The sequence below is a fragment of the Paenibacillus sp. FSL L8-0158 genome, from assembly GCF_038592965.1.
GTDB lineage: Bacteria > Bacillota > Bacilli > Paenibacillales > Paenibacillaceae > Paenibacillus > Paenibacillus polymyxa_D.
On record NZ_CP151949.1, the window covers coordinates 4,548,653 to 4,572,644 of the forward strand.

A 23,992-nucleotide genomic window follows, 5' to 3' on the forward strand; every position below is an offset into this window, starting at 1 on the left:
TTAGGAAACAGTGTTTCCGTTAAGAATCATAGTATTCTAAGCCTGAGTGTTTGTCAAATAAAAAAAGGACGCCATAAGTAGGGACACTTATCGCCCTCTGCTTGAATACTTAAAAATGAAGCTATATTGGGCGTCCACAATCAGTAGGCAATGCCTACCCGTGTACGGATAAATTCGTAACTCTTGCATTGCCGATAAGTAAAATCAGCCGTATCCGCGGTGGTAATTTGTGACCCACCTTCAGGCAAAAAATCTTTTTCCACGCGATAAATACCTGTCCGCGCTCCATCCGGCAGATAGGTTGGACATACGATTGTCCAGTCTAGTGCCGATTCACGCAGCAATTCGTACACTCGCCGATGTTCCTCGGCCGCACGAGTGCTGCGTCGTCGGGTATCGTAGGACTCGTAACGATACAGGTCCGGTTCGGTCCGGCTTTGCAAAATTCCTGCCGTTCCTACCGTAATGAGCCGAGAAATGGACTGCTCCTGCATGAGCCGGATCAACAGAGCTATATTAACGGATAAGGTAGTCGTTCCATCCGTATTCAGCGCACTGATCACAGTCGTCGTCCCACCCTTCAGCGCCTGTGCTACTTCCTCTGCATTAGTGGCATCGCCTTGTACGATTTGCAGCTGATTCCCGTATCCAGGTATGTAATCCTCCAGCTTGTCCGGTGAACGAACAAGGACCGTAACGGTATGACCGTCCGCTAACGCATAATCTAATATATACCGTCCTACGCGTCCGGTAGCTCCCAGCAGCAGCAAATTCATAAAATCCTCTTTTCCGGCATGCATGCCGCTTGTCATGTTGCTTCGTTATGCCCCTTGTTGGTCAACTTTCCGCGACTATTGACGGCAAAGGGGATAGAAACGCGTGATTGGGTTCGTCTCGCTCATAAAGGCCCGTTCACGGCGCACCAGCTCCACCAGATGGGCCAGCGTCTCGGACATGGCAAACCTTAGCTGGTGAATACCCAGCTTGCCACCGAACATGGCAATGCACAGCTCATAGGCTGTGCTGCCCTCAGCTTGGATCAGCTGCTGAAATTTCTCCAGCCGTTCTTCATGATGTGCCAGCAACGCTTGCGTCCGCTCCCGAAAATAACCAAACGGATTGCGGTGCCCCGGATATGCCCACGCTACCTCCAGCTCACCTAGACGCTGCAAGCCGTCTACATAAGAATTCAACGGCTGGGCATCACTGCCCGGCAGCAGACTGATGTTAGGAGAAATCTGCGGCAAAACTGCGTCACCGCAGAGGATAACGCCGCTATTGGGGTCATATAAGGACACATGTCCGGGCGCATGCCCTCCCGTCTCGACGGGTAGCCAACTGCGTCCACCCCATTCCAGACGAGCGTTCATTCCGGTAGGAATAACGGTAATCTCAGGCTGTGGATTCACTTGTAAATATGCCTGCCGCATATGTAATTCCAAGGCCGACACTTGCTCCAAAGGAAAACCATGCTGGACAAAAAAGCTGGGAAGCCTGTTCTCCATAGCAACCGTCGATTCTGGAGCGTTCCACATCATCATCGCTTCCTTATGGCTTCGGGCTGACATATGTACACGAGCCTGACTTTGCTGCTGCATCCAGCCCGCCAATCCATAATGATCGGGGTGATGATGAGTGACCACAATGTCCGAAATATCCCCAAAGGACATCCCCAACTGTTGGAAGACATGCCTCCATTCTGCCTCGGTATCCATATTGCGCGGCCCCGGGTCTACAATGGTAAAACCGTGCTGTCCCTTGAGCACATAGCTATTCACCCAGCGCAGCGGAAAGGACATGGATATTTTGACCTGAAAGCCTCCGTCTATTCGCTCACACGGTGTAAGCTCTGGCAATTTCATGGCTTCCATCCGCCTTTCTGTTTCAAGCCCGCACGCCGACAAAAATCATTCGAGGCGAAGCATCTTCGATATATTGATCTTCATTATAGCTTCCGTGTACCTGCTCTACGGATAGTCCGGCTTGCTCTAGCAATCCACGAAACTTTTCATATGGATATAGCTTCACTCGTTCATGATACACGCGCGCAGGTTCTCCCTCAGTAGGAGTCGTTCCCAGAGCAGAGGCTGCCTCAGTGCCCGTAACGGATGCAGCTGACCGAATCGCAATTTGCTTTTTCACAAAGCCATCTTCAATGACCCGATGCTCCTCAATCCAATTCCCTTCATCCTCCCGTGACGAATGCGGTACCAAATGAGCGGTTACGTAAGCAGGGTTCAAATAATCTATGATAAAGCGTCCTCCCGGCTTCAACAGCCGATATATTTCCTTTAGTACTTTAAGCTGCTCCTCATCCTCTTCAAAATAACCGAAGGAGGTGAACAAATTCATCACCGCGTCATAGCTTTCATCCAGCGGCACCTCTCTCATATCCCCTTGATGCCAACTTACCCGCCCTTCGGAATCTGCTGCACGTGCTTCTCTCAGCAGCACATTGGAAAGGTCCACACCTGTCACCTGATAACCTGCATCTGCGAGCGCAAGCGAATGACGTCCCATCCCACAACATAAATCCAATACGCTGGAGCCTTGCGGTAATTTGAGCCAGGAGATCATTTTTTGCACTTCCTGATAGGCTCCCTGAAAGTCGCGATGCTTGTATACCAATAAATAATCTTCCCCAAAGCTTTGCTCGTACCATTCTGCCATATCGTTTCTCCTCCATGAACTCATTTCGCTCTATTACATACTATATTAGCTTTTTCAAACTGGAAACTCAAAAGCATTACGAATAAGGTTTTTACAAAATCTGAACATCAAACCGTGTTACAATAACCGTATTTGAGCTTAAATAATCATAGGAACTTCATACCAACTTCAAGCGATTCACCCCATTTTATCATTAAAATGGTTCATGGGAACGCCTTTCGAAGTATTCATGTAGGAAAGGAGCCGGGAAGTTATGATTCAAATTGGACTTACGGGTTGGGGCGATCATGATGACTTGTATCCAACGGGCACCAAAGCTAACCAAAAACTAAGCGTCTATGGAAGCCATTTTCCGGTAGTAGAGATGGATAGTTCTTTCTATGCGGTGCAGCCCACAGATCGTATGGCACGCTGGGCGGCGGAAACCCCTGACTCTTTTTCATTTCTCGTCAAAGCCTATCAAGGCATGACTGGACATACCCGCGGCAAGCAGCCTTACTTCAAAACAATAGATGACATGTACGAAGCACTGCATGCATCTATACAGCCTCTTCGCGAAGCCAGCAAGCTCAAAGCCGTGCTGTTTCAGTACCCGCCCTGGTTCGACTGTACACGTGAAAATGTCGCTGTACTGCGAGACACGAAAAAAAGGATGGGAGAAGTCCCATCCGTACTTGAATTCAGACATCAAAGCTGGTTCACACCCGATTTTCGGAAACAAACGCTGGCATTCATGCGTGAAGAAGGCTGGATACACAGCGTATGCGACGAGCCGCAGGCAGGACCAGGGTCTGTTCCCATTGTGCCGTTGGCTACAGACGGTAATCTGACCATCGTACGTCTCCACGGACGGAACATATCCGGCTGGAATCAAAGCTCTGCGCCGAATTGGCGGGAGGTTCGTTATCTGTACCGTTACAATGAACAAGAGTTGACCGAGTGGAGAGACAGATTGCTGGAGCTGGAGCAGCAAAGCCGTGAGGTGTGTGTTATTTTTAACAACAACTCAGGTGGAGACGCCGCTACTAATGCCAAGCAACTCATGACCATGCTCGGCATGCACCCTAAACCTTTTCCACCTCGCAAGCCACCCGAAGAGGATAACGGGCCGGAACAGCTTGAACTATTTTGAGGAACGGGCTGAGGGTGGAGAGTTGGAAATAGCCTCCTTGAGCTTGCGTGCATTATCCAGTAAATGCGGGTCGTCAGGTAAATAGCGTAAAGCGGTTTGGTTATGCTTATACGAAGCGTTCAGCTTACCTACATGGGCATAGCAATGGCTGAGCCGCACATGAGGTAACCAGGAGTAGCAGGGTAGTGGAACAGGTCGCATACCCGGAAGGTGATGCTGTTGCTCCAATGCCTTTTCGTACCAGTATGCGGCAGTGCTCCATTCGTTTCTTGTGAAAAACCAATCACCGATCATGCAGCACAAGTCTGATTGCGGTACACCGTATCGAAAGGAACGTAACAGACGATCCAGCTGTTGCTCCGGCTTCCCGAGGTGTAGATAGCATTCCGCCGACCGCGCACAAGCGGTAATCCGATCCTCACGGTAGCCGCTCGGCTCCTCCAATAGAAGATTGAACGCCTCTACCGCCTCGGCATATTCTTTACGGTCAAAACATTCATTGGCGTGAAAATACAGCAGACGCCCCTCCAGCTTGCCGCTTTCGCTGATCCACCGGGCGAGAATACGTTGGTTACGGAGCGTGTGGTCTTGCATTCGTCGGTGTGTTACTGCCACATCTGAATGAACGATTTGCCCCTGAGGTATCACCAGATCCTCATGCAGACGCCCTTCCCATCGGTATTGTCGCTCGCGCTTCACGAGACGGATACGGCGTGAGGTGAACAACAGTTCACCCTGCTCCCCCTCTGCCAAATGAAGTGGCATTACCACTGCGTCGATATCCTTAGACAAACGCTGCTTCAAGGCACGCAGGCGCTCACGATCCGGCTCCAGCAGCACATCGTCCGCATCCAGCCACATGACGTAGGAACACGTCGCCTTGTCAAATGATTCATTACGGGCGGCTGCAAAATCATCCTTCCATTCAAATGTATATAGCCGATCCGTATAGCGGGCCGCTATCGTCTTTGTCTGATCCGTCGATCCTGTATCTACGATGATGATTTCATCCATCAGGTCTGCGACCGAATCCAGACAGCGGGTAAGTGTGTGCTCCTCGTTCTTTACGATCATGCACAAGCTGATGGTCATTGGATGCTCAGTCATGACTTCACGTCATCCCCTTTACCTTTGGCTGATTCTCCCGTCGTTTTTCCGGTAGACTCGCCATCAGTATATGCACCTCTCCTTTCAGCCTGCGTCTTGTCTAGCTGTTCGACACGTGCATACCTTTCCATCGGCAAAAGTTGTTCCTCCATATGCCGGATTCGCTGTACCGCCTTGTCGAGTGCAGCCTTTCGCTGATTCATTTTGCGAACATGCTGCTGCTCCACCAGTCGAAATTGCTCCTCGTCCAGTTTCATCCACTCATTCAGATGCGCTGCCTCTGGTTTGACCTCACGCAGTTCTTTCGACTTCTTGCGGCCTGCAAAGCACAAATATTTGTGATGCACCTCCAGCGCTTGTTCATCAAAATAAGGATACAACACACGGGAGAGGCTCCCGGCATAGTAAGTCCGCTTGTGATCATGAAACGGATGGTAACCATAAGGTACAGACAAGACGAGCGTACCCTTTTTATTCAACAAGCGGTAAGCATGAGCCAGCAGGTTGTCGGGATGCGCAAAATGTTCCAAAATCTCCCCTAAAATAATGGTGTCAAATCCACCGGGAGGACGCTCAAATTGTGAAATGTCCTTTAACTGAAAGTGGACTCTTCCCCGGACGGGTGCGGATTCCTGACGAAGTTCTTTTTTTGCATAAGAAATGCTGCCCTCTTCCAAATCAATAGCCGTTACCTCAAAGCCTTCCCGCCCGAGCAAAATGGACGTTATGCCCTGACTGCACCCAACATCCAGCACAGTATGACCCTGTACATGGCGGCAAATCCAGTGAATTCTATTGCGGGTGGCTTCATGAGATTCCTCCGAATTGATCTGCCCGTAATAACGTTCATTTACCTGATCACGGTTAGCCAACAGCGGCGCCCCCTCCATCACCGGGATGCCCCAAGATCACGACATGTCCACCTGTACAATGTGCAGTCGCATTACGTGTATCGAAGACCAGCGGGGCATGGTCGACCAGCTGTTGGTAATCCACCACAGAATGGTCTGTCGTGATGACTACGATATCTGCACTTTTCCATAGCTGGGCATTTGCTGTTCGAGATGAGATTGCTTCACCGTTCAGCCTAAAGCTCGATACGTACGGGTCGGTGAAGCTCACCGAAGCTCCCAATTTTATTAGATGTTCAAACAGGACAAGAGCTGGGGATTCCCGAACATCATCAATGTCCTTTTTGTAGGCCACACCTGCGAGAATGATTTTGGCCTTGTTTATGGCTTTACCTTTCTGAGCAAGCATAGCTTCAATTCGCTCCGCAATATACAGCGGCATACGCCGATTCATGCGATCTGCCAAGTCCACGAATTCCAGTGGAAAACCATGCTGCTCGGATTTCCATGACAAGTATAGCGGATCAACCGGGATACAGTGCCCCCCGATGCCAGGTCCCGGATAAAAAGGCATATAGCCGAATGGCTTGGTTGCCGCTGCATCCAGTACCTCCCATATATTGATGCCAATTTTTTCACAGGCGGCTGTCAACTCATTGACCATTCCAATGTTGACGCTGCGGAACGTATTCTCGAACAGCTTGGCGGCTTCCGCCACGGTCGTCGAGCTTACCGGAACAATCTGGTCCAAAAAGGACCCATAAAACCCTGCTCCCACTGCAAGACAATCCGGCGTGCAACCGCCGATCACCTTGGGTGTGTTGCGAATGTTAAAATGAACGCTACCCGGATCCACACGTTCCGGTGAGAAGCACACATAGAAATCCTTACCTACCGTCCAGCCCCTGCGCTGCTCTATCACCGGTCGAATCAGTTCCTCGGTCGTTCCCGGATAGGTGGTGCTTTCCAGAATCAACAGTGTTTGTCTACGCAAATGAGGTATAGCCTGATCAATAGCCGTTTCAATATAGGAGGTATCCGGCTGGTGTCCGTCCGTCAGCGGCGTAGGCACGCAGATCACGACGATATCCGCTTGCTCCAGTACCTTGATATCCGTAACCGGATGCAATTGCTGTCCAATCAGACCTTCCAATGCATCATCGCCAATGTCTATGATGTACGACTTTCCTTGTAGTAGCTTGGCTACTTTGACGGGATCAGAATCCACACCATATACATCATAACCAGCCTTTGCCATTTCCACTGCCATAGGCAACCCTACATAACCGAGGCCGATGACCGCAACCTTTACAGTTCCTTTAGTTATTTTTTCCATAAGCTGCAAAATACCCACCTCTTTCATCATTACTCCATGCCTCGCAGTAGCTCAGCAATTCCAGCGCGATCCATTAACTCATCGTCCGAGCGATATTGATCGAAGCTCACTCGTTCCAATCCACCGTATTGGCTCAGTAAGCGCTTGTCTGCTTGCTGGGGAAGAATAACAAAATAGCGATCATCGTAGCGATACGTATGCGGCACCTCATAGGGTGAAATCAGCACCTCATGCAGTTTCTCTCCACCACGTATGCCAATTTCTTTCACTTTCAACGCAGGCTGACCTGCCTGTTCTTTCATCACTTCTGCCAGATCTGCAATATTACAGCCCTTCATTTTCATCACTAGCGTCTCTCCACCAATCGCCGTGACAGAAGCCTTCAACAGTAAACCAATCGCCTCTCCGAGCGTCAGGAAGAAGCGTGTCATCTCTGGGCTCGTCAGCGTTAAATCCTGCCCTTCCGCGATCTGGCGCTTGAACAGAGGCACGACACTTCCACTTGTCCCCAACACGTTGCCGCCGCGAATACACACAAAACGAGTACGCTCACTTAAAGTGTTGGCGCGAATCATCAGTCTTTCACCGATCGCCTTCGTCATGCCATATACATTCACCGGGTCTACCGCCTTGTCTGTAGAGACATCAATTACCTTGGCGACTCCCTGCTCAATACTGGCCCGGATCACATTTTCCGTACCGTGTACGTTCGTCTTGAAAGCCTCTTCCGGCTGTCTCTCACACACAGGGACATGCTTTAATGCCGCCAAATGGAATACATAGTCCACCCCGCGACAAGCCTCCTGCAATGCCTGAAGATCCCGAATATCTCCAATCATGAAATTCAGGCGAGGATCCGATTGAAATTGCCGTTGCATGGCAATCTGTGCAAATTCACCGCGTGAGAAAATACGAATTTCCGCCGGTCCCTCCTTCAGCAATTCAGCCGTTAGGCGTTGCCCCCAAGATCCCGTTCCTCCGGTCACCAGCAGTTTTTTTCCTTTGAACAATATAATCTCCTCCTGACCGTTACGAATTGGCAATGTATGTTCCCAGAAATTCAGCCAGTACAGCATTCATTTCATTCTCTGACAGCCGATCCTTCGCTGGCACTTTTTTCACCGAAGTATTGGCAGCATGAATGACATTCACATAGTTGCGAAGCGGAATGACCTCATGCGGCAGCTCTGTTACATATCCGTGCGTGCCTTTTCCAGGAATGACGATACGATAATCATTCAGAAAATCCTCTACCTGATAGCGAAACACATAAAAGGAAGGAGAACGGTGAAACACCGGTGCCATCTGGCCCTCAACCGCATCCCACAGGTAACCCAGCTGGTTCACCAGCGCAACTGTCTCCGGTTGAAACTTATAATCATGCAACTGCTGTACAAAGGACTGGTGGTACAAATCGTCGGAATCTATTCGAGCAATGAGCAGTTCGTCCGCGCCTTCGATGTACGCATGAATACGACGTTTACTTTCGATGCTCGTACCAAAACGGATGTGGTCGGGAATAGGCTTATGTCGGGCCAGCTCCTCTTCCACGATGTCACTGCATCCGCCCGCCAACTTGACGACAGATAAGAAATCTGCGTTCGTCTGACTGAGTAAACTACGCAGCGTAAAGGTTCTGAATATATCCAGTCGCTCGCTGATCCACTCACGTGTCAGGCGGTTGGGATTCATCCCATAGTTATTAAAATTAATTTCAATTACAACCTTGCGATTCATTGATCTTCCTCCCTTTCAACCGTCTTCTCTCAAGTTATGAAGACACTCCTGAAACGGCACGTACAGATGCAACGAATCTTGTAAAAATAGGTAGAATCCAAAAAGAATAGCCGTTCATACAAAAACCTTTTCACTTTCGACATATGATAGAATACAAAGTTTTTTACTCCATCTGAAAAGTTGAACAAGCAGGAACGACAGGGAGGAAACATGATATGACGAATCCAAAGTATCTGGAGATTGACGAGGTACTGAAACGTTTGAAGCTGGCACTCGATCAGCACCAGTCATTTTCGCTCATTCGTATTGGAGATGGTGAAAATTTGGTGTTGGCGCAGGATACCGTCTGGCCGATGGAAAAGGTGTTACAGGAACGTTGGGCGGTCAAAGCTAATCTCGGTCAAAAGGGACTGTTTCTACCAAATACGGAACTACGGGACGCGGTGGCTGAGGCAGTGAGCAAAGCCACCATTACTGGCATTTTGCCATATGATGACGAATCTATTAAAGCACCATCCTATATGAAGCGGGAGCTGACCGATCAGGTCTTTGCTCACTATGCTCTTTCCCCCGCGCTGACCTGCCACGCCTGCCTGAATCGGTATTTGGCTGGGACACCCGCTTTCTGGGACATGCTAAAAAATCGACGCATTCTGCTGGTCACCCGGACGGCCACCGAAGTAAAGCCTGTTCTTGAGGCCGATCCGTACAAGCTGCATATTGCCCACACACTGGCATTTCATCAATATGAACAACTGCCTGAAACACTCCAATGGATCGCAGTACACAAAGATGACTTTGACATTGCGCTGTTCTCTTGTGGTGTCAATGCAGTCGTGTTAGCACAAAAAACAGCAGAACTCACTGGCAAAGTAGGTATAGACTTCGGCAAGGCGATTAATATCGTCATGTTCGGCAAAGCTAATTAATAGATAAAATAATATTTGTAAAAAAATATACTTAGCAAAAATCCTTGCTCCGTATATCGAAAAGGCACCAGCGAATTTTAATTGGCTGGTGCTTTTTGATACCATATGTGGTTCTACAGTCCGTGATCAAAAAGAATAATCCATATAAAGTTTTGAGCCCTTGCTTGTTTAGAAATAGAATTTGAGATTTCCTGTCACTTCTTTTACAATATTACAGAAACTAGCATTCATTTAGAAATTATAAGGAGGGTGTTGAAATGTCACATAACAAGAGATTGAAGACATACCCACTTACAAAAGCAAAGTATGTAAAGGTTCATGGCCGAACTACGCAAACACGTACACCTCTTACTCTGTTTTGGACAGGTAGTGGCATTGAATTGAATATCAAAGGCTCAGAGCTGTGGATTGAAATTGAGGCCGATTACCAGGTGTATGAGCCCTGGATCAGTATTGTCATCAATGATGTCCCGATGAGTCGCCTGATGGTGACTGCAGGACGGCATTGGATCTGTCTTTTGAGAGGGTTGAACCCTGATACAGTCAAAAATGTCCGTGTGGTCAAGGATGTCCAGCCTATGAGTTCGGACCCGCGCTGCTTGTTGCAAATTCATGCCCTGAAGGTCGACGGAGAATTGCTACCGGTCACTGATAAGCCCCTCAAAGTGGAATTTATCGGAGACAGCATTACCTCGGGAGAAGGAACAATTGGAGCGAAGGAGGAGACAGACTGGGTTCCCATGCTGTTCACAGCACTACGCAATTATACAGCCATAACAGCCGAAGCACTGAATGCGGACTACCGAGTGTTATCACAAAGCGGATGGGGTGTCCTAACAAGCTGGGATAATAATCCGCATGCGAACATACCGGCATACTATGAGCAGGTATGTGGTGTGCTGACCGGAGAGAGAAATGAAGCATTAGGGGCATTTGCCGATTATGATTTTACCTCATGGCAGCCGGACGTGGTCGTAGTGAATTTGGGGACTAATGACGGTGGGGCCTTTTATTCTCCTGCATGGACGGACCCCGTAAGTGGGAAAGTGTACAAGCAACGCTTGAATGAGGATGGCACATTCAATGAAGAAGATTTACAAGCTTTTGAAAGCGCTATCGAACGTTTTCTTGTCAAACTTCGAACCTGCAATCCTGCTGCTCATATTGTGTGGGCCTATGGGATGCTGGGTACTCCGATGATGCCTTCAATCTACCGAGCGGTAGACGCGTACAAGAAAAGTACGAGGGATTGGAATGTGTCCGTATTCCAACTGCCTAACACGACGGAAGAAACGATAGGATCTCGCAGCCATCCCGGGCTCCCCGCCCATACCAAAGCAGCAGATGAGTTGACAGTGTATTTGCTAGAGATTCTAAAGAAATAGAATCCGAGAAGCACCATCAACTCTGTAGAACACGCTCATAAAGGAAATTGTAACAACTAGGTCATTTGTGCTCTGGGTGTTGCTGTTGAGAATATAGCCACGAGTCTGCGGCAGATGTCTGTCTATGCTCGTGGCTAGTTAAGCTTGGGTGCAGCGGCCTATCCTAGGAGAACCATGAACAGGCAGCGAGCATTTACGAAAGAAATATTTACCTGATATATTTACAGAAACGGAGTCGAAGCGATGCCCGTGAATACCTCTGGACCGTTACGAACAGTGGTCGATACACCAGAAATATAAGAAGAATATACTGTTTGTATTGCCCAGGAAGCGGACAGATCCTGTGCATTAAAAGCTTGCGTTTCATTAGATCCGGTCACGCCCAGTACCCCCTCGGCGCGGTAGACTACCTCGCTCGGATCATAGTCGGCTCCACGCACGATTTCAACTGCATACGTATCGCCAAGCTCACCGATTAGACCAATGGAACCACTAAAAGTCACAATCGGACCTGGCACAAGAAAGGTTCGCAGAGTAATCAAACCGAATCGCTCTGGTATAGGACCCAGTTGAATATCGGGACCTTCACCTGTCTTTGATGAATTGGTGGAGCTTCTCATATCCAGAAAAAAACCCATACCATATCCCTCCAAATTGCAAGATACTCCATGTTATGCAAGAAATTCTTTGGCGTATTGGACAAATTAGTAATAAATCTATTAATTCAGCTCAAAATAACCGATAGTAAATACATATGATATAAGCTTTAGAAATGAATATATAGATAGAAAGCAGGGGTTAGATGAAACGACTGAAAACATTAACACTACGCAAGAAATTGACCGCAGCATTCCTTCTGGTCATGCTTGTTCCTAGTATTATTGTAAGTTCTTTTTCTTATCAAGCAGCATATACCCAGACGGATCGCCAATTACTTGATAGTGCAACAACTAGCGTTACTGCATCCGATCGTGCAGTTACTCAAACGATTCAAGCCAAAATCGCGGATCTCGAATATTACTCTACAACGATGACGGCTAGTGATAACAGTGCTGAAGCAGATGATGCCATTCTAAAAAGATTACAAGTCTATTTGAAAATGCACGCGGAAGCTGTTGATATGTTTGTAGGAACCCCCGAAGGTAAGCTCATTATTGGCAAAGCCGTAGGCTCCACAAACGATCCTCGTGAGCGCCCGTGGTACAAACAGGCCCTGGAGAAACCCGGTCAAACCGTAATCAGCCCTGTCGGACTCAATACGGCTAAGATCCCCGTTGTGTATATTTCACGTACACTTCCCGACAACAGCGGTGTTCTCGGTCTTTCCCTGAACCTAAAAAATTTGAAAGAAATCACAAATTTAAAAATCGGACAAAATGGCTATATTATGATATTAGATGGTACCAAACGTATCGTTACCCACCCGACAGAAGTCAGTGGAAGTACCAAAATGGGAGAAACGATACCCAAACTGTTTGACTCTGAGGAAGGCAGCTTTAATTACGATCTTAATGGCGTAGATAAACACCTGATTTTCAAAACCAATGCGCTGACAGGCTGGAAAATTGCCGGAACAATGGACAAAGCAGAAACCAGTGCCTCCGCCCAACCGATTCTTATCACGACGATCATAGTATTGGTGATTGCAGCCATCATCATTGGTTTGCTCGCAATGTGGCTAATCAGCAGTATACTTAAGCCCATCCAAAGATTGCGTAATTCTATGGATGCCATCAGCCAAGGTAATCTTTCAATTAACGTGGCTACGACCAGCACAGATGAAATTGGTGAATTATCAAGATATTTTCAACAAATGGTAGATAACCTGCGTAACATGATTAAAGAAATTCAAGCGATGACTGGCAATTTGTCGGCATCCTCGCAAGAGCTGGCAGCAGGTGCAGAACAAACGACCCGAGCTATCGAGCATGTGACCATAGCCATTCAAGATGTGGCTGCAGGCAGCGAACGCCAAGTGGGCAGTGCTAAAGCTAATCAGACACGGGTTAGCGGCATGGCAACAGACATCACCGCTATGACCGAAACTATGGCTGAAATGACTACTTACTCCGCACAGGCCATTCAGGCGTCGGATGCAGGCAGTGAGCATATCGGCAACAGCGTCGTTTCTATTGATGGCATTCGCACTACCGTGGAAGAGCTGGACACCATTATCGGTGCTTTGAATGACCGATCTGGACGAATCGGAACGATTGTCACTGTCATTACGGAAATCGCCAGCCAGACTAATCTGCTCGCATTGAACGCTTCTATTGAAGCGGCACGCGCAGGGGAGCATGGCAAAGGTTTTGCTGTCGTGGCCACAGAGGTCCGCAAGCTGGCTGAAAACTCAGCTCATTCCGCACAACAAATTCGTGAACAGATTCAAGGGATACAGAGCGGTGTATCAGAAGCCTTGATAGCTATGGAATCCGCCAAGGAACGCGTAAGCGATGGTATCAATTCCATTGACCTATCCGGTCGCTCCTTCTCCCGCATCCGTAGAGCGGTAGCCAAATCAGCGAAGCAGCTTGATAACGTCGCAGCTTCTACCGCTGGAGTCGCAGATGGAACGAGTACAGTCGTCAGCAGCATGGAGGAAATTACACGCATCGCTGAAGAAGCGGCATCCCATACGGAGACCGTGTCCGCAGCCGCAGAGGAGCAGCTCGCCTCCATGGAAGAGATCGGTTCGTCTGCCGCAGATTTGACCCGTCTGGCAGAACAGCTTCAGGATTTACTGACACAATTCCAATTGGATGAAACAAAATAACCGTTCCAACCGATAAATACAGAGAAAGAGTCTTCACAATGAAGGAGGGTTGGAACATGGATATCGCAGCATTATCAACAGGTATGAGTCAGGCCAGCTTGGCCCAAGCCGTAAGTGTGAAGGTATTAAGTATGGCTAAAGATCAGGCTAGTGAGCAAGGACAGGCCTTAGTGCAGATGATGGAAAAAAGCGTACAACCTCATCTTGGCGGTCAACTGGACATTCGCGCGTAAATACATGCATATGCTTGGTTAAGGGCGATTCTACTCAGGTCTGGACAGACCCGGGTAGAATCGTTTTTTTATCTCCCAATTTTTCGTTCAGCACAAAACGTAGTAAACTAGACATATCGTCCACGACCTCGGTTCGGAGGATAGCGCAACATTCACACGATTTACATTGAAAAAGGAGGATACATAGTTTATGAGTTATTCTGAATATTTTGAAAAAGCCAGAGAGCAACAACTGGGCGAGTTACAGGAGTGGTTGTCCATTCCAAGTATCTCAGCATTATCGGAACACAAAAAGGACATTAACCAAGCAGCTGATTGGCTGGCTGCCAAACTGACTGCTGCCGGTCTGGAAAACGTTGAAATCATTCCAACCAAAGGGCACCCACTGGTATATGCGGATCATTTGCACGCACCTGGTAAACCAACAATCCTCGTGTACGGACACTATGATGTACAACCCGTAGATCCGCTTCACCTGTGGGAAACACCACCATTTGAGCCATCCATCCGTGATGGAAAATTGTATGCGCGCGGAGCGACAGATGATAAAGGACAGGTTTTCTTGCACATTAAGGCAGTTGAGGCTATTTTGAAGCAGGAAGGCACATTGCCGCTGAACATCAAATTTTGCATTGAAGGCGAGGAAGAAGTATCCAGTCCGAACTTGCTTGAGTTTTTGCAAACTGGAGCTGAACGTCTGGCAGCCGATGCTGTACTGGTGTCCGACACTTCCTTGATCGAAAAAGGAAAGCCTGCCATTTGCACAGGTTTGCGTGGTCTATGTTCACTGGAAGTCGCCATTCACACGGCGAACACAGATCTACATTCCGGCTCTTTCGGTGGCGGCGTGCCGAATGCCCTGCACGCTCTGGTGTCCTTGCTGGCAACCCTGCATGACGACAAAGGCGGCGTAAGCGTCGAAGGATTCTACGACGATGTTGCTCCATTATCGGCAGAGATGAGAGAAGAATTCGTGAAGCAAGGCTTCAATGAGAGCAAGCTGCAACAAGATCTTGCACTTGATTCCCTCTATGGCGAAGAAGGATTCAGCTTCGTTGAGCGTGTTGGGGCTCGTCCGACACTGGAGCTAAACGGCGTATACGGCGGCTTCCAAGGGGAAGGCACGAAAACGGTCATTCCGAAAGAAGCTCACGCTAAAATTACGTGCCGCTTGGTGGCTAACCAGAATCCGCAAGACATTCTGGACAAAATCGAGCGCCATTTGCGCACCCACGTTCAGGCAGGAGCTACTCTGGATATTCAACAGGGTGAGAAAGCGAACGCCTTTAACATCGACCCGTCACACGCGTTTTTGCAAGCGGCGGCCGATGCTTTTGAGAAGGTATACGGTGTGCGCGCCCTCTTTACCAAGGATGGAGGCTCTATCCCAATCGTGGAAACCTTCTCCCGTGTGCTGACTGCCCCAGTCGTGCTGATGGGCTTTGGCTTGCCAGATGAAAACCTGCACGCGCCCAACGAGCATTTTAACTTGGACAATTTCGACAAAGGTCTGCTGACGATTGTAGAGTTTTTGAAATCTGTGTGAGCACATGACAACTTCTAATGGCTAAGTTACAATAGAGAGGGCGAAAGCCCTTTCTATTTTTTTAGAGGAGTGCTGCACAACATGATTATTCAGTTCATTCGTTTACGGTAATGTGAGGTACAGTTCATGAAAACTCAACCATTTTTTCGAAAAGTGGATTGGGTTTATTTGACTGTGCCTTTTTTCATTCACCCAATACGAATGAACGAGGTGCTTTTCTATGTCCAAATGGAATAAACACGAGATGAAGGCTAGCCTGATTGGTAAGCATGAACATCTCTTTAGGTGTCCTCTATGCTCTCAACCGATGCGTATGGTGGAAGGTAAAAGCCTCCTATGTACGAGTCAGCATTGCTATGATCTTTCAAAATACGGGTATTTACATTTAGCCGCCCGGTCCTATAAGACCAAATATGATAAACAACTATTTTCCTCCAGAAGAATGATGTGCAATAGCGGATTTTTCGATCCCTTAAATGAAGCGATAAGCAGCATTATAATGAAATTTATGAAGCCGCTGTTTGATCAAAAATCACACCTTTACTTGCTCGATGCAGGTTGCGGGGAAGGCACTCATTTGAGCCACATTCAGGATAAGCTGACTTGGAAGGGAATCACCGAGCTAACAAGCGTAGGTATGGATTTGTCTAAAGAAGGTATTGTGGCCGCAGCCAAAGAATATCCTCAGCCCCTCTGGTGTGTTGCCGATCTGGCTCATTGTCCATTTTCAAATCAACAATTTGACGGTGTACTCAATATTTTATCCCCTTCTAATTATGCTGAATTTACAAGAATTCTTTCGGAGGACGGCTGCGTCCTGAAAGTTATTCCCGAACGATATTATCTTCGGGAATTGAGATGCTTGTATGAACAGAAAAAGAATAAGCCTGCTTATTCGAATGACAATATATTAAGCCGATTTAAAGATCATTTTAAACTTCTATCCGCCGAACGGGTAACCTATCGTTTTATGTTAAATGCCGACCTCTTGAAACCTTTGCTCCATATGACTCCCTTATCGTGGGGAGCTACGGAAGCAGACTGGCAGCGAGTGCAGGAAATAAATTTACCGTATGTCACAGTAGATTTGCTCATCTTATGCGGTAAAAAATAGATACTAAAAAGCATTCACAGCATGGGACCCTCCATGCTTCGTGAATGCTTTTTTACGTTAGTTCTGTCGCTTAAGAAAAACGGGTGTAGCGCAACAGGTGAACCAGCCGATTGAGCCGTTCAATCTCCCGATCCAACTCATGCAGCGGCTGTCCAGCCAAAGCAGCGTTTGCTCTCAGATCCCGTAGCGGGTTCATTTTCCGTCCAATGAGTTTGAGCACCGTGGCCTTCCCCATGTTATTCACCACCACATATTGTGTTAGCGGGTCAAGCTCAATCCACAATACTTGATGCTGTTGAAAAAACGACAATAGTTGCTTTTTTAACGCCTCCAGCTCTTCAAGCTCACCTGTGATTTGCGGATGATGATGAAAAGCCACATAGCCCATCACCCGCAGGTCACTTATGATTTGTTCCAAATGAAGCGTTTCGTGTATGTACACATTGTTCGTGCTCATGCGTTTTCTTGCACCATTCATATGATCTTCCCGGACGACGTTCACCACCTGACTATCGTTTATATCAAGATTTATCTTTCCCCTTTTCCAATAGCTGCACAAGCCAGCAACCTCCAAATAACAGTGCTCCTACTGCAAAAAAAACGGTATACACCGTATATAACGTTGTCAGTTCAAACAAGCTATTGTACCGATTAAGCAAGATTCCCCACAAGCATAGCAGAAAACTGCTACCATTTTGCTGATGAAAGCGATGCTTGTAGATCCGTTGAATCAAAACAGTCAGAAATCCTATCAACAAAACGTGATTCAGCAAAATACTCCACATTTCCATAAGCCCCCTTTTTCACTATAGCGCAATTCGGCTTTGAAAAGTCAGGACGTACACAAACCTTGCGAACAAAAAAACAACCGGCTTATACGCCAGTTGTTTCCCGTTCCACAAAATACTTATTGGTCATATAATGGGCCTTGCCTCTGGAAGTATCCACCATTCCCTTTTTGTTGTCGAGAAAAACAATCTCCCGGCATTTGGTGCAGTACCACTTGGTCCGCTTAAAGGGAGATTCTGTAACATACGATGTACCACATTTGCAATCTACTTTAATTAAGGTTTCTGTTGATTTGTAAGCCTGGGACAACTCTTTTAGGCCAGTATCCGGTTGTTGAATGGGGATAATAACCTCCTGATAGCTTGAATACTGATTATGCACTTTAAAATCAGCCACCAGTTCCGCATGCAGTCCAAAGTACTCTTTGCCAATCTCGGTTACGAATTTCTTACCGATTCTGTAACACTCAAGCCATTCCTGTATCTGTTGATTAGACAAAGGCACTGTGCCCTTGATACCACTATTTAATGTGTAAGTCATGATGTATAAAGTATCATCTTGTCTATGTCCGTACATGAGAAGCCTCCTTATAATACACTTGATAATGTACTACAAAGCGCAAAAAACATCAATTTTATTATTTGCCAAAAGACTTATATCATTTTGGTAGGCACACAAGAATTGTGAGTATATGGTTAGAAAGCAACTGACAATCTGTCAGTTGCTTTGTCTTTCCACATAGTATTTGTTGGTCATGTACCATGCCTTGCCTTTATCCGTATCCACCATGCCCTTTTTACGATCTAGGAACACAATGTTATTACACTCCTTGCATGACCACTTGGTTCTTTTATGCGGTGACTCTTCTATATAGAAAGCACCACATTTACATTCTACCTGAATTAATGTTTTATACTGGCTGTACGCCTCTACCAGTGGGTCCAGCTCTACAGCTTTGTGTTCCATTACAGGCTGTATTATGGATATGTGTTCTCTCTGCTCCGAGTATTCATTATGTACCTTGAAATCTGCTACCAACTCAGGGTTTAAACCAAAATACTGTTTTCCCACAACCGTTACAAACTTGCTGCCAATTCGATATGCTTTGATCCATTCCTGCACCTGCTTACTGGTTAGGTCGACAGTTCCCTTTATACCGCTGTTCAGCGTATAAGTCATCAAGTGTTGGTTGGGTGTCATATGTCTTAACATTCACCTCCGATCAAGAATATACCACAGGTAGCTCTAGGCAAAAGCTACTTCCTGCTACCTGAAGCAATGAGCTTTTTCTGCCTTGTGATTCTTCTTCAATCCATCTTCCATCCTGTCGTCATGCTGAATACTGTTTTTGTAGGGATTTATATTCTTAGACTATCACCAGATGCATTTCTATCTTAGTATAACTTTGTGGTACATTCTTCTGATTAGATCACTCCTGTTACTTGCACTATGATCTCTAATGGTAGTTTATTCCTTCTATCAATATAGTACATCATTTACACGCAATTTCCTACATATTTCAGCGGTTTAATCGTTTTACTTTTCTACATACCACAAAACAAAAGCCTTCCCGACCACCCTTCATTGTCGAAGGATCATCGAGAAGACTTTGTACCCCGCAAGGAACGAGAGGTCAGATTTTTAATTCGCCAAGCCTGATTAATTCCACGACCGCCTGTGAACGACCTTTTACGTTCAGTTTCTGCATTACATTGGAAATATGGTTTCGGACCGTTTTTTCGCTAATAAATAGCTGTCCGGCGATGTCACGTGTTGTTTTGTCCTGCACGAGCAGTTCAAATACTTCACGTTCACGGTGAGTTAACAAAAACTTGTTTTTATGGTCGTTACCCTTCGTCAATTTCACCCCTCCTTGCTCGGGTTTTGTGTGGTGTAACAAGGTTAAGGGATACAGTCAACACATTTTATGTCATGTGCTTAGGTATGGTTCAATATGCGGATAAAAATGGGCATAGGCACCTTACTAACTCCCTTCGATGGAGGGTTGGACTCTGCGTCTAATTTATGTATTGACAGGCATATGGGCCAGCCTTATGATAAGAAAAACCGCGACTGATAATCATTATCAAAATAAAAATTCGATATAGATATCGCGCAACAGACTATGGTTCAGGCCAGTTTGGCCAGAAAGGGTGTTCATTGATTATGAAACTACGTTATGCCTTACCGGCCGGAGTGTTGGTCTCTTCTATTCTGTTCGCAGGTTGCGGACAAACCGGAACTGCTACTCAGCAGCCTGCTGCAACGACCAAAGATGCAGGAGCAACAACACAGACAACGACTCCTGCCGCTTCTGCTCCCAATTTTGATCAAGCGGTAACAGCTTACCGCACCTATGCCATCGAGCAATGCGATACGTTTGTGAAGAAGACAGAAGAATTCACGAACGCGGTCAAAGCTGGCGAGCTGGATAAAGCCAAGTCGCTGTATGCTCCTGCACGCATGTACTATGAACGGATTGAACCAATTGCAGAAGCGCTGGGTGACCTTGACCCAAATATTGATGCACGTGACGGTGATGTGGATGCAGCGGATTGGCGCGGCTTTCACCGTATTGAAAAAACATTATGGGAAGAAAACACAACCAAAGGAATGGACGAGTTCTCCGACCGACTGCTGAGTGATGCCAAGCTGCTGCGCGCCAAGGTAGAAACAGTTAATATTGACGCCAGCCTGATGGTAACGGGTGCAGTCGAGTTGTTGAATGAAGTCTCTACCTCGAAGGTGACGGGTGAAGAGGAACGATATTCCCATACGGATTTGTACGACTTTGCTGCCAATGTAGAAGGCGCGCAAAAGATATATGACATTTTGAAAACAGATCTGAACCAAAAAGATGCGGCGTTGGAAAAACAAATCGGTGAGCGCTTTACGGCCTTACAGCAGGAGTTGGCTCCTTTTAAGGACGGAGAAGGCTATGTATCGTATACAAAACTGAAACCGGAAGAAGTTAAAAAGCTGAGCCAAAACCTCGATGCCTTGGCAGAACCGTTGTCCCAAATGGGGAAATTGTTAGGAGTGTAAATGATATGAAAGGCTTTAAGCGGCAAAAAGGGCAAGAAAAGCCGCAGTATGCGGAATCTCATAATGAACAGGCCGATCTGGTAAAAAAGGATGCGAAGCTAGTGGATGATAAATCGTCAGGAAAAAGCAAATCCGTATCACGTCGAGACCTATTGAAGCTGGCCGGGGTAGGTGGACTAGGTCTCCTGCTTGGCGGCGGGGGCGTGGGAGCCGTGCTGTCAGCCGGTCAACGTCTCGAAAGCATGATGACGGATGCGGATACCAAAGATGTAATCCCTTTTTACGGGAAGCATCAGGCAGGTATTGTGACTCCGGCACAGGATTTCATCTGCTTCGCTGCTTTCGATCTAACAACCAGCGACAAGGAACAGGTGCGTAGCCTCTTCAAAGCCTGGACAGAAGCAAGCGCTACAATGACTTCTGGCGTGCTGATTGGCAACGATAATGAAAATCTCAACCTCCCTCCGTCTGATACGGGCGAGGCGGCAGGATTGTCGCCATCCCGCACGACGATCACCTTTGGTGTGGGTCCATCCTTTTTTGACGGACGATACGGCCTGGCAGGGCTTAAACCTGCCGGGTTCCGTGAGCTGCCCCGTTTTCAAGGGGATGCCCTGGAGGAGCAATGGTGCGGCGGCGATATCGGAGTACAGGTATGTGCCAATGACTTGCAGGTCGCTTTCCATGCCCTGCGTAATTTGGCGCGTATCGCCAGAGGAACGGCGGTGCTTCGCTGGACGCAGGAAGGCTTCCAGCGGACAGCACAAGCTGATCCTGCGGGAAGCACACCACGCAATTTGCTGGGCTTTAAGGACGGTACGGGGAACCCGGACACCTCCAAGGCAGACGAGATGAATCGGCTGGTGTGGACACAGACCAGTGACGGACCAGCATGGATGGGCGACGGCAGCTATATGGCTGTACGCCGTGTACGCATGCGGGTAGAGGTGTGGGATCGCTCAACATTGGGCGACCAGGAGGATACTTTTGGACGTCATCGCAGCAGCGGGGCCCCACTCGGTAAGGTCAAGGAGTTCGACAAGCTTGATCTGGCGGCCAAAAATCCGGAAGGCAAGCGAGTTACGCCCCCTACCTCTCATGTGGCTTTGGCTCATGGGGACGGGAGCATTAATATTTTGCGGAGGTCTTATTCATATTCAAGCGGATTGGACAAGCAAACAGGACAGCTGGATGCCGGACTGCTGTTCATCAGCTACCAGCGTGATCTGTTCAAGCAGTTCGTTCATATTCAGGAGAAGCTTGCACGCAATGACAAACTGAACGAATACATTGTACACAAAGGCAGTGCGGTGTTCGCCTGCTTCCCGGGTGTATCGCAAGGCGGCTACATCGGGGATACGTTATTTTAGCAGCAGGCAAGGAAGGGGATTTATATGAATCGGCGCAATAAAAGCTTGGAATGGGTGTTTGTGTTGGTGGCGGCGCTGCTGCTGACCGTAACTCCGTTCCTATCCGGCTCCGGGTCGGTCGCTTTTGCACAAACAGATGCCAAAGCTGTTACCAATGATCAGCTAATGCCTGTGGTGGGCGGAGCACTGGTGGAGGCGGGACAAGCCCAATGGACGGAAGCTTCCAAGGATCTGAAAGAATTCCGCACGCTGTGGGAGACCGCCAAAACGAATGGCGGAGATTCAGCTCACATCACAGCTGTAGATCAAGCACTCACCGATGCGGAGCAGACACTCGCCAGTGGCGGCGGGGAACCAGCGAAAGCTGCCTTATCCGTGCTGGCGCGCTCGGTCAATGAGTACGTCACTGCTGCCGAAGGGGACAAACCAGCCCCGGCTGGAGCTAAAGCAGCGGAAAAACTGCTTCCTATGGCGGAGGGTAGTCTGGCTGCCATGCAAAAAGGCGATTGGGCTGCCGCCCGGGTGGATTACGACCGAATCGTCAAAGCCTGGTATCAGGTAGAAACACCGATTCGTTTGGACAATTTTCCGGTATACAGTTCGCTCGAAACTAAAATCAGTCTCATTCGCATCTCCATGCAAGCTGAGCCCATTCGCCAAGAACAGGCTCTCCAGGAAATGCAGGAATTAACGACTCTGCTGTCTGATTATAGTCAGGACAAATCTGTGAACACAGGTCAAGGAACGAATACAGGCAATACGGCTACCGGAACGACGAATGGTTCGACAGCTTCCTTGGGCGATGCAGTCACCTTGCTCGAATCCGCACGCCAAGATGCTGTAGCTAATCAAACAGAGCAAGCGGCTGACAGGGTAGTGCAGTTTATCGCTCTGTGGCCTTCTGTCGAAGGACATGTACAAATTTCCGATCCGACGTCTTACACTGCGATTGAAAATGAAATGACCGAGGCTTCCGGATATCTGCTGTCTTCTCCACCGAATACAGACAAAGCCATACAGACTCTTGATCAGATGCTGGACAGGCTCCGTCCGTTGACGGAAGAACGTTCTTACACTGCGTGGGATGCCGCACTGATTTTACTGCGTGAGGGTCTGGAGGCCATCCTCGTGCTCGCAGCTCTGCTGGCGTATGCCAAAAAAAGCGGCGAAGCCGTGGCTGGACGATGGATATGGGCAGGAGCTGGAACGGGGCTGGTGCTAAGCGGAATTCTGGCGGTGCTGTTCACCACACTAGTGGCAGCAGCCGCATCGGGCAGCATGCGTGAGCTGCTGGAGGGTGTCACCGGGCTGGTGGCGGTCGTGCTGATGCTGACCGTTGGTAGCTGGCTGCATAGCAAATCCAATGCTGCCGCATGGAACCGCTTTGTGGAAAACAGCGTGGGCAACGCGCTGGCACGAGGAAGCCTGTGGTCGCTATTTACGGTTTCTGCGCTCGCAATTCTGCGTGAAGGAGCCGAGACAGCTATCTTTTATGTCGGTATGGCTCCAGCCATCGAAACCTCGCAATTGCTGATCGGTATTGGCTCGGCGACGGTTATTCTAGTCATTCTGGCGTTTGCGATCATTAAGTTCAGTGTACGATTGCCAATTCGCGCCTTTTTCCTGACTGCCACTATACTGATTTACTATCTCGTATTCCGATTTCTGGGCGAAAGTATTCATTCGCTTCAGGTGGCCGGCAAGCTTCCGGGGCACACTGCCTCCTCGCTTCCGTCCATTAGCTGGCTGGGAATGTATCCAACTTGGGAAACATTTGTCCCGCAAGTCGCTGTACTGATCTTTATGGTATGGCAGCTTGTGCGTCAGGAAATGCGCAGCTCCAAGCAACATTAAGTCGATACTACCCTACTCATCATGTAAAAAACGCCAAATCACAGGTCCGATTTGTATCGGTTCCCATGAGTTTGGCGTTTTTTTACATACTTCAGCATTTTGCATCATTCGATTCCCAACG

General features: G+C 48.0%; 24 protein-coding genes and 1 pseudogene. 11 read left to right on the top strand and 14 right to left on the bottom strand.

The genetic code is table 11. The features are described from left to right. Positions 1-140 precede the first annotated feature (140 nt). From NSQ68_RS20015 to NSQ68_RS20025, 3 genes are all read right to left on the bottom strand, one after another. The gene (locus NSQ68_RS20015; RefSeq protein WP_342429143.1) at positions 141-776 is read right to left on the bottom strand and encodes an SDR family oxidoreductase; all 636 of its coding nucleotides are present in this window, start codon (positions 774-776) and stop codon (positions 141-143) included. 75 nt (positions 777-851) lie between these two features. After that, positions 852-1,862 carry an MBL fold metallo-hydrolase gene (locus tag NSQ68_RS20020; protein WP_342426975.1) on the bottom strand — a complete coding sequence of 337 codons (1,011 nt, stop codon included), beginning with the start codon at positions 1,860-1,862 and terminating at the stop codon, positions 852-854. A gap of 22 nt (positions 1,863-1,884) precedes the next feature. After that, positions 1,885-2,670: a class I SAM-dependent methyltransferase gene (locus tag NSQ68_RS20025; RefSeq protein ID WP_307353392.1), complete on the bottom strand. Its 786-nt coding sequence runs from the start codon at positions 2,668-2,670 to the stop codon at positions 1,885-1,887. A 253-nt stretch (positions 2,671-2,923) separates the two neighbouring features. Here NSQ68_RS20025 and NSQ68_RS20030 point away from each other — a divergent pair, with 253 nt between their 5' ends. Then, a complete protein-coding gene (locus tag NSQ68_RS20030) occupies positions 2,924-3,802 on the top strand; it encodes a DUF72 domain-containing protein (protein ID WP_342426976.1) in 879 nt (292 codons plus the stop codon). Here the strand turns inward: NSQ68_RS20030 and NSQ68_RS20035 are convergent. From NSQ68_RS20035 to NSQ68_RS20055, 5 genes are read right to left on the bottom strand one after another with little or no spacing between them, the layout of a single operon-like run. After that, positions 3,794-4,909 carry a glycosyltransferase family 2 protein gene (locus tag NSQ68_RS20035; protein ID WP_342426977.1) on the bottom strand — a complete coding sequence of 372 codons (1,116 nt, stop codon included), beginning with the start codon at positions 4,907-4,909 and terminating at the stop codon, positions 3,794-3,796. The genes NSQ68_RS20030 and NSQ68_RS20035 overlap by 9 nt on opposite strands. Further along, on the bottom strand, positions 4,906-5,781 hold the full coding sequence (locus NSQ68_RS20040; RefSeq protein ID WP_307353389.1) for a methyltransferase domain-containing protein: 876 nt from the start codon (positions 5,779-5,781) through the stop codon (positions 4,906-4,908). The genes NSQ68_RS20035 and NSQ68_RS20040 overlap by 4 nt, the downstream gene beginning before the upstream one ends. Further along, positions 5,774-7,123 (bottom strand): nucleotide sugar dehydrogenase, encoded by a 1,350-nt coding sequence (locus NSQ68_RS20045; RefSeq protein ID WP_342429144.1) that lies wholly within the window; start codon positions 7,121-7,123, stop codon positions 5,774-5,776. The genes NSQ68_RS20040 and NSQ68_RS20045 overlap by 8 nt, the downstream gene beginning before the upstream one ends. Positions 7,124-7,125: 2 nt before the next feature. After that, entirely contained in the window at positions 7,126-8,106 is a 981-nt protein-coding gene (locus NSQ68_RS20050; protein WP_342426978.1) for a polysaccharide biosynthesis protein, read from the bottom strand. Positions 8,107-8,125: 19 nt separating this feature from the next. Continuing rightward, positions 8,126-8,833 (bottom strand): glycosyltransferase family A protein, encoded by a 708-nt coding sequence (locus NSQ68_RS20055; protein WP_342426979.1) that lies wholly within the window; start codon positions 8,831-8,833, stop codon positions 8,126-8,128. Between the two features lie 215 nt (positions 8,834-9,048). Between NSQ68_RS20055 and NSQ68_RS20060 the strand changes: the two genes are divergently transcribed. Together NSQ68_RS20060 and NSQ68_RS20065 are read left to right on the top strand one after the other, a co-directional pair. Further along, entirely contained in the window at positions 9,049-9,762 is a 714-nt protein-coding gene (locus NSQ68_RS20060) for a GT-D fold domain-containing glycosyltransferase (protein WP_342426980.1), read from the top strand. A gap of 257 nt (positions 9,763-10,019) precedes the next feature. Then, a complete protein-coding gene (locus tag NSQ68_RS20065; protein ID WP_342426981.1) occupies positions 10,020-11,147 on the top strand; it encodes an SGNH/GDSL hydrolase family protein in 1,128 nt (375 codons plus the stop codon). Between the two features lie 221 nt (positions 11,148-11,368). On the opposite strand, the gene NSQ68_RS20070 is transcribed toward NSQ68_RS20065, so the two are convergent. Continuing rightward, entirely contained in the window at positions 11,369-11,785 is a 417-nt protein-coding gene (locus NSQ68_RS20070) for a hypothetical protein (protein WP_342426982.1), read from the bottom strand. Positions 11,786-11,949: 164 nt separating this feature from the next. Here NSQ68_RS20070 and NSQ68_RS20075 point away from each other — a divergent pair, with 164 nt between their 5' ends. From NSQ68_RS20075 to NSQ68_RS20095, 5 genes and pseudogenes are all read left to right on the top strand, one after another. After that, entirely contained in the window at positions 11,950-13,920 is a 1,971-nt protein-coding gene (locus tag NSQ68_RS20075; protein WP_342426983.1) for a methyl-accepting chemotaxis protein, read from the top strand. Positions 13,921-13,976: 56 nt separating this feature from the next. Then, entirely contained in the window at positions 13,977-14,153 is a 177-nt protein-coding gene (locus NSQ68_RS20080; RefSeq protein WP_023990044.1) for a YjfB family protein, read from the top strand. 190 nt (positions 14,154-14,343) lie between these two features. Further along, positions 14,344-15,699 (top strand): dipeptidase, encoded by a 1,356-nt coding sequence (locus NSQ68_RS20085; protein WP_342426984.1) that lies wholly within the window; start codon positions 14,344-14,346, stop codon positions 15,697-15,699. A gap of 244 nt (positions 15,700-15,943) precedes the next feature. After that, positions 15,944-16,075: pseudogene (locus tag NSQ68_RS20090) on the top strand (putative RNA methyltransferase); the annotation flags it as partial. A gap of 123 nt (positions 16,076-16,198) precedes the next feature. Next, a complete protein-coding gene (locus NSQ68_RS20095) occupies positions 16,199-16,813 on the top strand; it encodes a methyltransferase domain-containing protein (protein WP_342429145.1) in 615 nt (204 codons plus the stop codon). Positions 16,814-16,883: 70 nt separating this feature from the next. Here NSQ68_RS20095 and NSQ68_RS20100 read toward each other — a convergent pair whose 3' ends face one another. The 5 genes from NSQ68_RS20100 to NSQ68_RS20120 form a co-directional block, all read right to left on the bottom strand. After that, complete coding sequence (locus NSQ68_RS20100) at positions 16,884-17,291, bottom strand: hypothetical protein (RefSeq protein ID WP_342426985.1); 408 nt, start codon at positions 17,289-17,291, stop codon at positions 16,884-16,886. Positions 17,292-17,334: 43 nt separating this feature from the next. Then, positions 17,335-17,598, bottom strand: coding sequence for a hypothetical protein (locus tag NSQ68_RS20105; protein WP_342426986.1), 264 nt, complete (start codon positions 17,596-17,598; stop codon positions 17,335-17,337). 88 nt (positions 17,599-17,686) lie between these two features. Further along, positions 17,687-18,178, bottom strand: coding sequence for a hypothetical protein (locus NSQ68_RS20110; RefSeq protein WP_013311697.1), 492 nt, complete (start codon positions 18,176-18,178; stop codon positions 17,687-17,689). A 141-nt stretch (positions 18,179-18,319) separates the two neighbouring features. Further along, the gene (locus NSQ68_RS20115) at positions 18,320-18,802 is read right to left on the bottom strand and encodes a hypothetical protein (protein WP_342426987.1); all 483 of its coding nucleotides are present in this window, start codon (positions 18,800-18,802) and stop codon (positions 18,320-18,322) included. A gap of 433 nt (positions 18,803-19,235) precedes the next feature. Continuing rightward, positions 19,236-19,469 carry a LuxR C-terminal-related transcriptional regulator gene (locus NSQ68_RS20120; protein WP_028541512.1) on the bottom strand — a complete coding sequence of 78 codons (234 nt, stop codon included), beginning with the start codon at positions 19,467-19,469 and terminating at the stop codon, positions 19,236-19,238. A 299-nt stretch (positions 19,470-19,768) separates the two neighbouring features. Here NSQ68_RS20120 and efeO point away from each other — a divergent pair, with 299 nt between their 5' ends. The 3 genes from efeO to NSQ68_RS20135 are packed head-to-tail and all read left to right on the top strand — an operon-like array spanning position 19,769 to position 23,871. Next, complete coding sequence (efeO, locus tag NSQ68_RS20125) at positions 19,769-20,647, top strand: iron uptake system protein EfeO (RefSeq protein ID WP_342426988.1); 879 nt, start codon at positions 19,769-19,771, stop codon at positions 20,645-20,647. Positions 20,648-20,652: 5 nt separating this feature from the next. Beyond that, positions 20,653-22,017, top strand: a complete 1,365-nt coding sequence (efeB, locus tag NSQ68_RS20130) for an iron uptake transporter deferrochelatase/peroxidase subunit (RefSeq protein WP_342426989.1) — start codon at positions 20,653-20,655, stop codon at positions 22,015-22,017. A 24-nt stretch (positions 22,018-22,041) separates the two neighbouring features. After that, complete coding sequence (locus tag NSQ68_RS20135) at positions 22,042-23,871, top strand: FTR1 family protein (RefSeq protein ID WP_342426990.1); 1,830 nt, start codon at positions 22,042-22,044, stop codon at positions 23,869-23,871. The last annotated feature ends 121 nt before the right edge of the window (positions 23,872-23,992 follow it).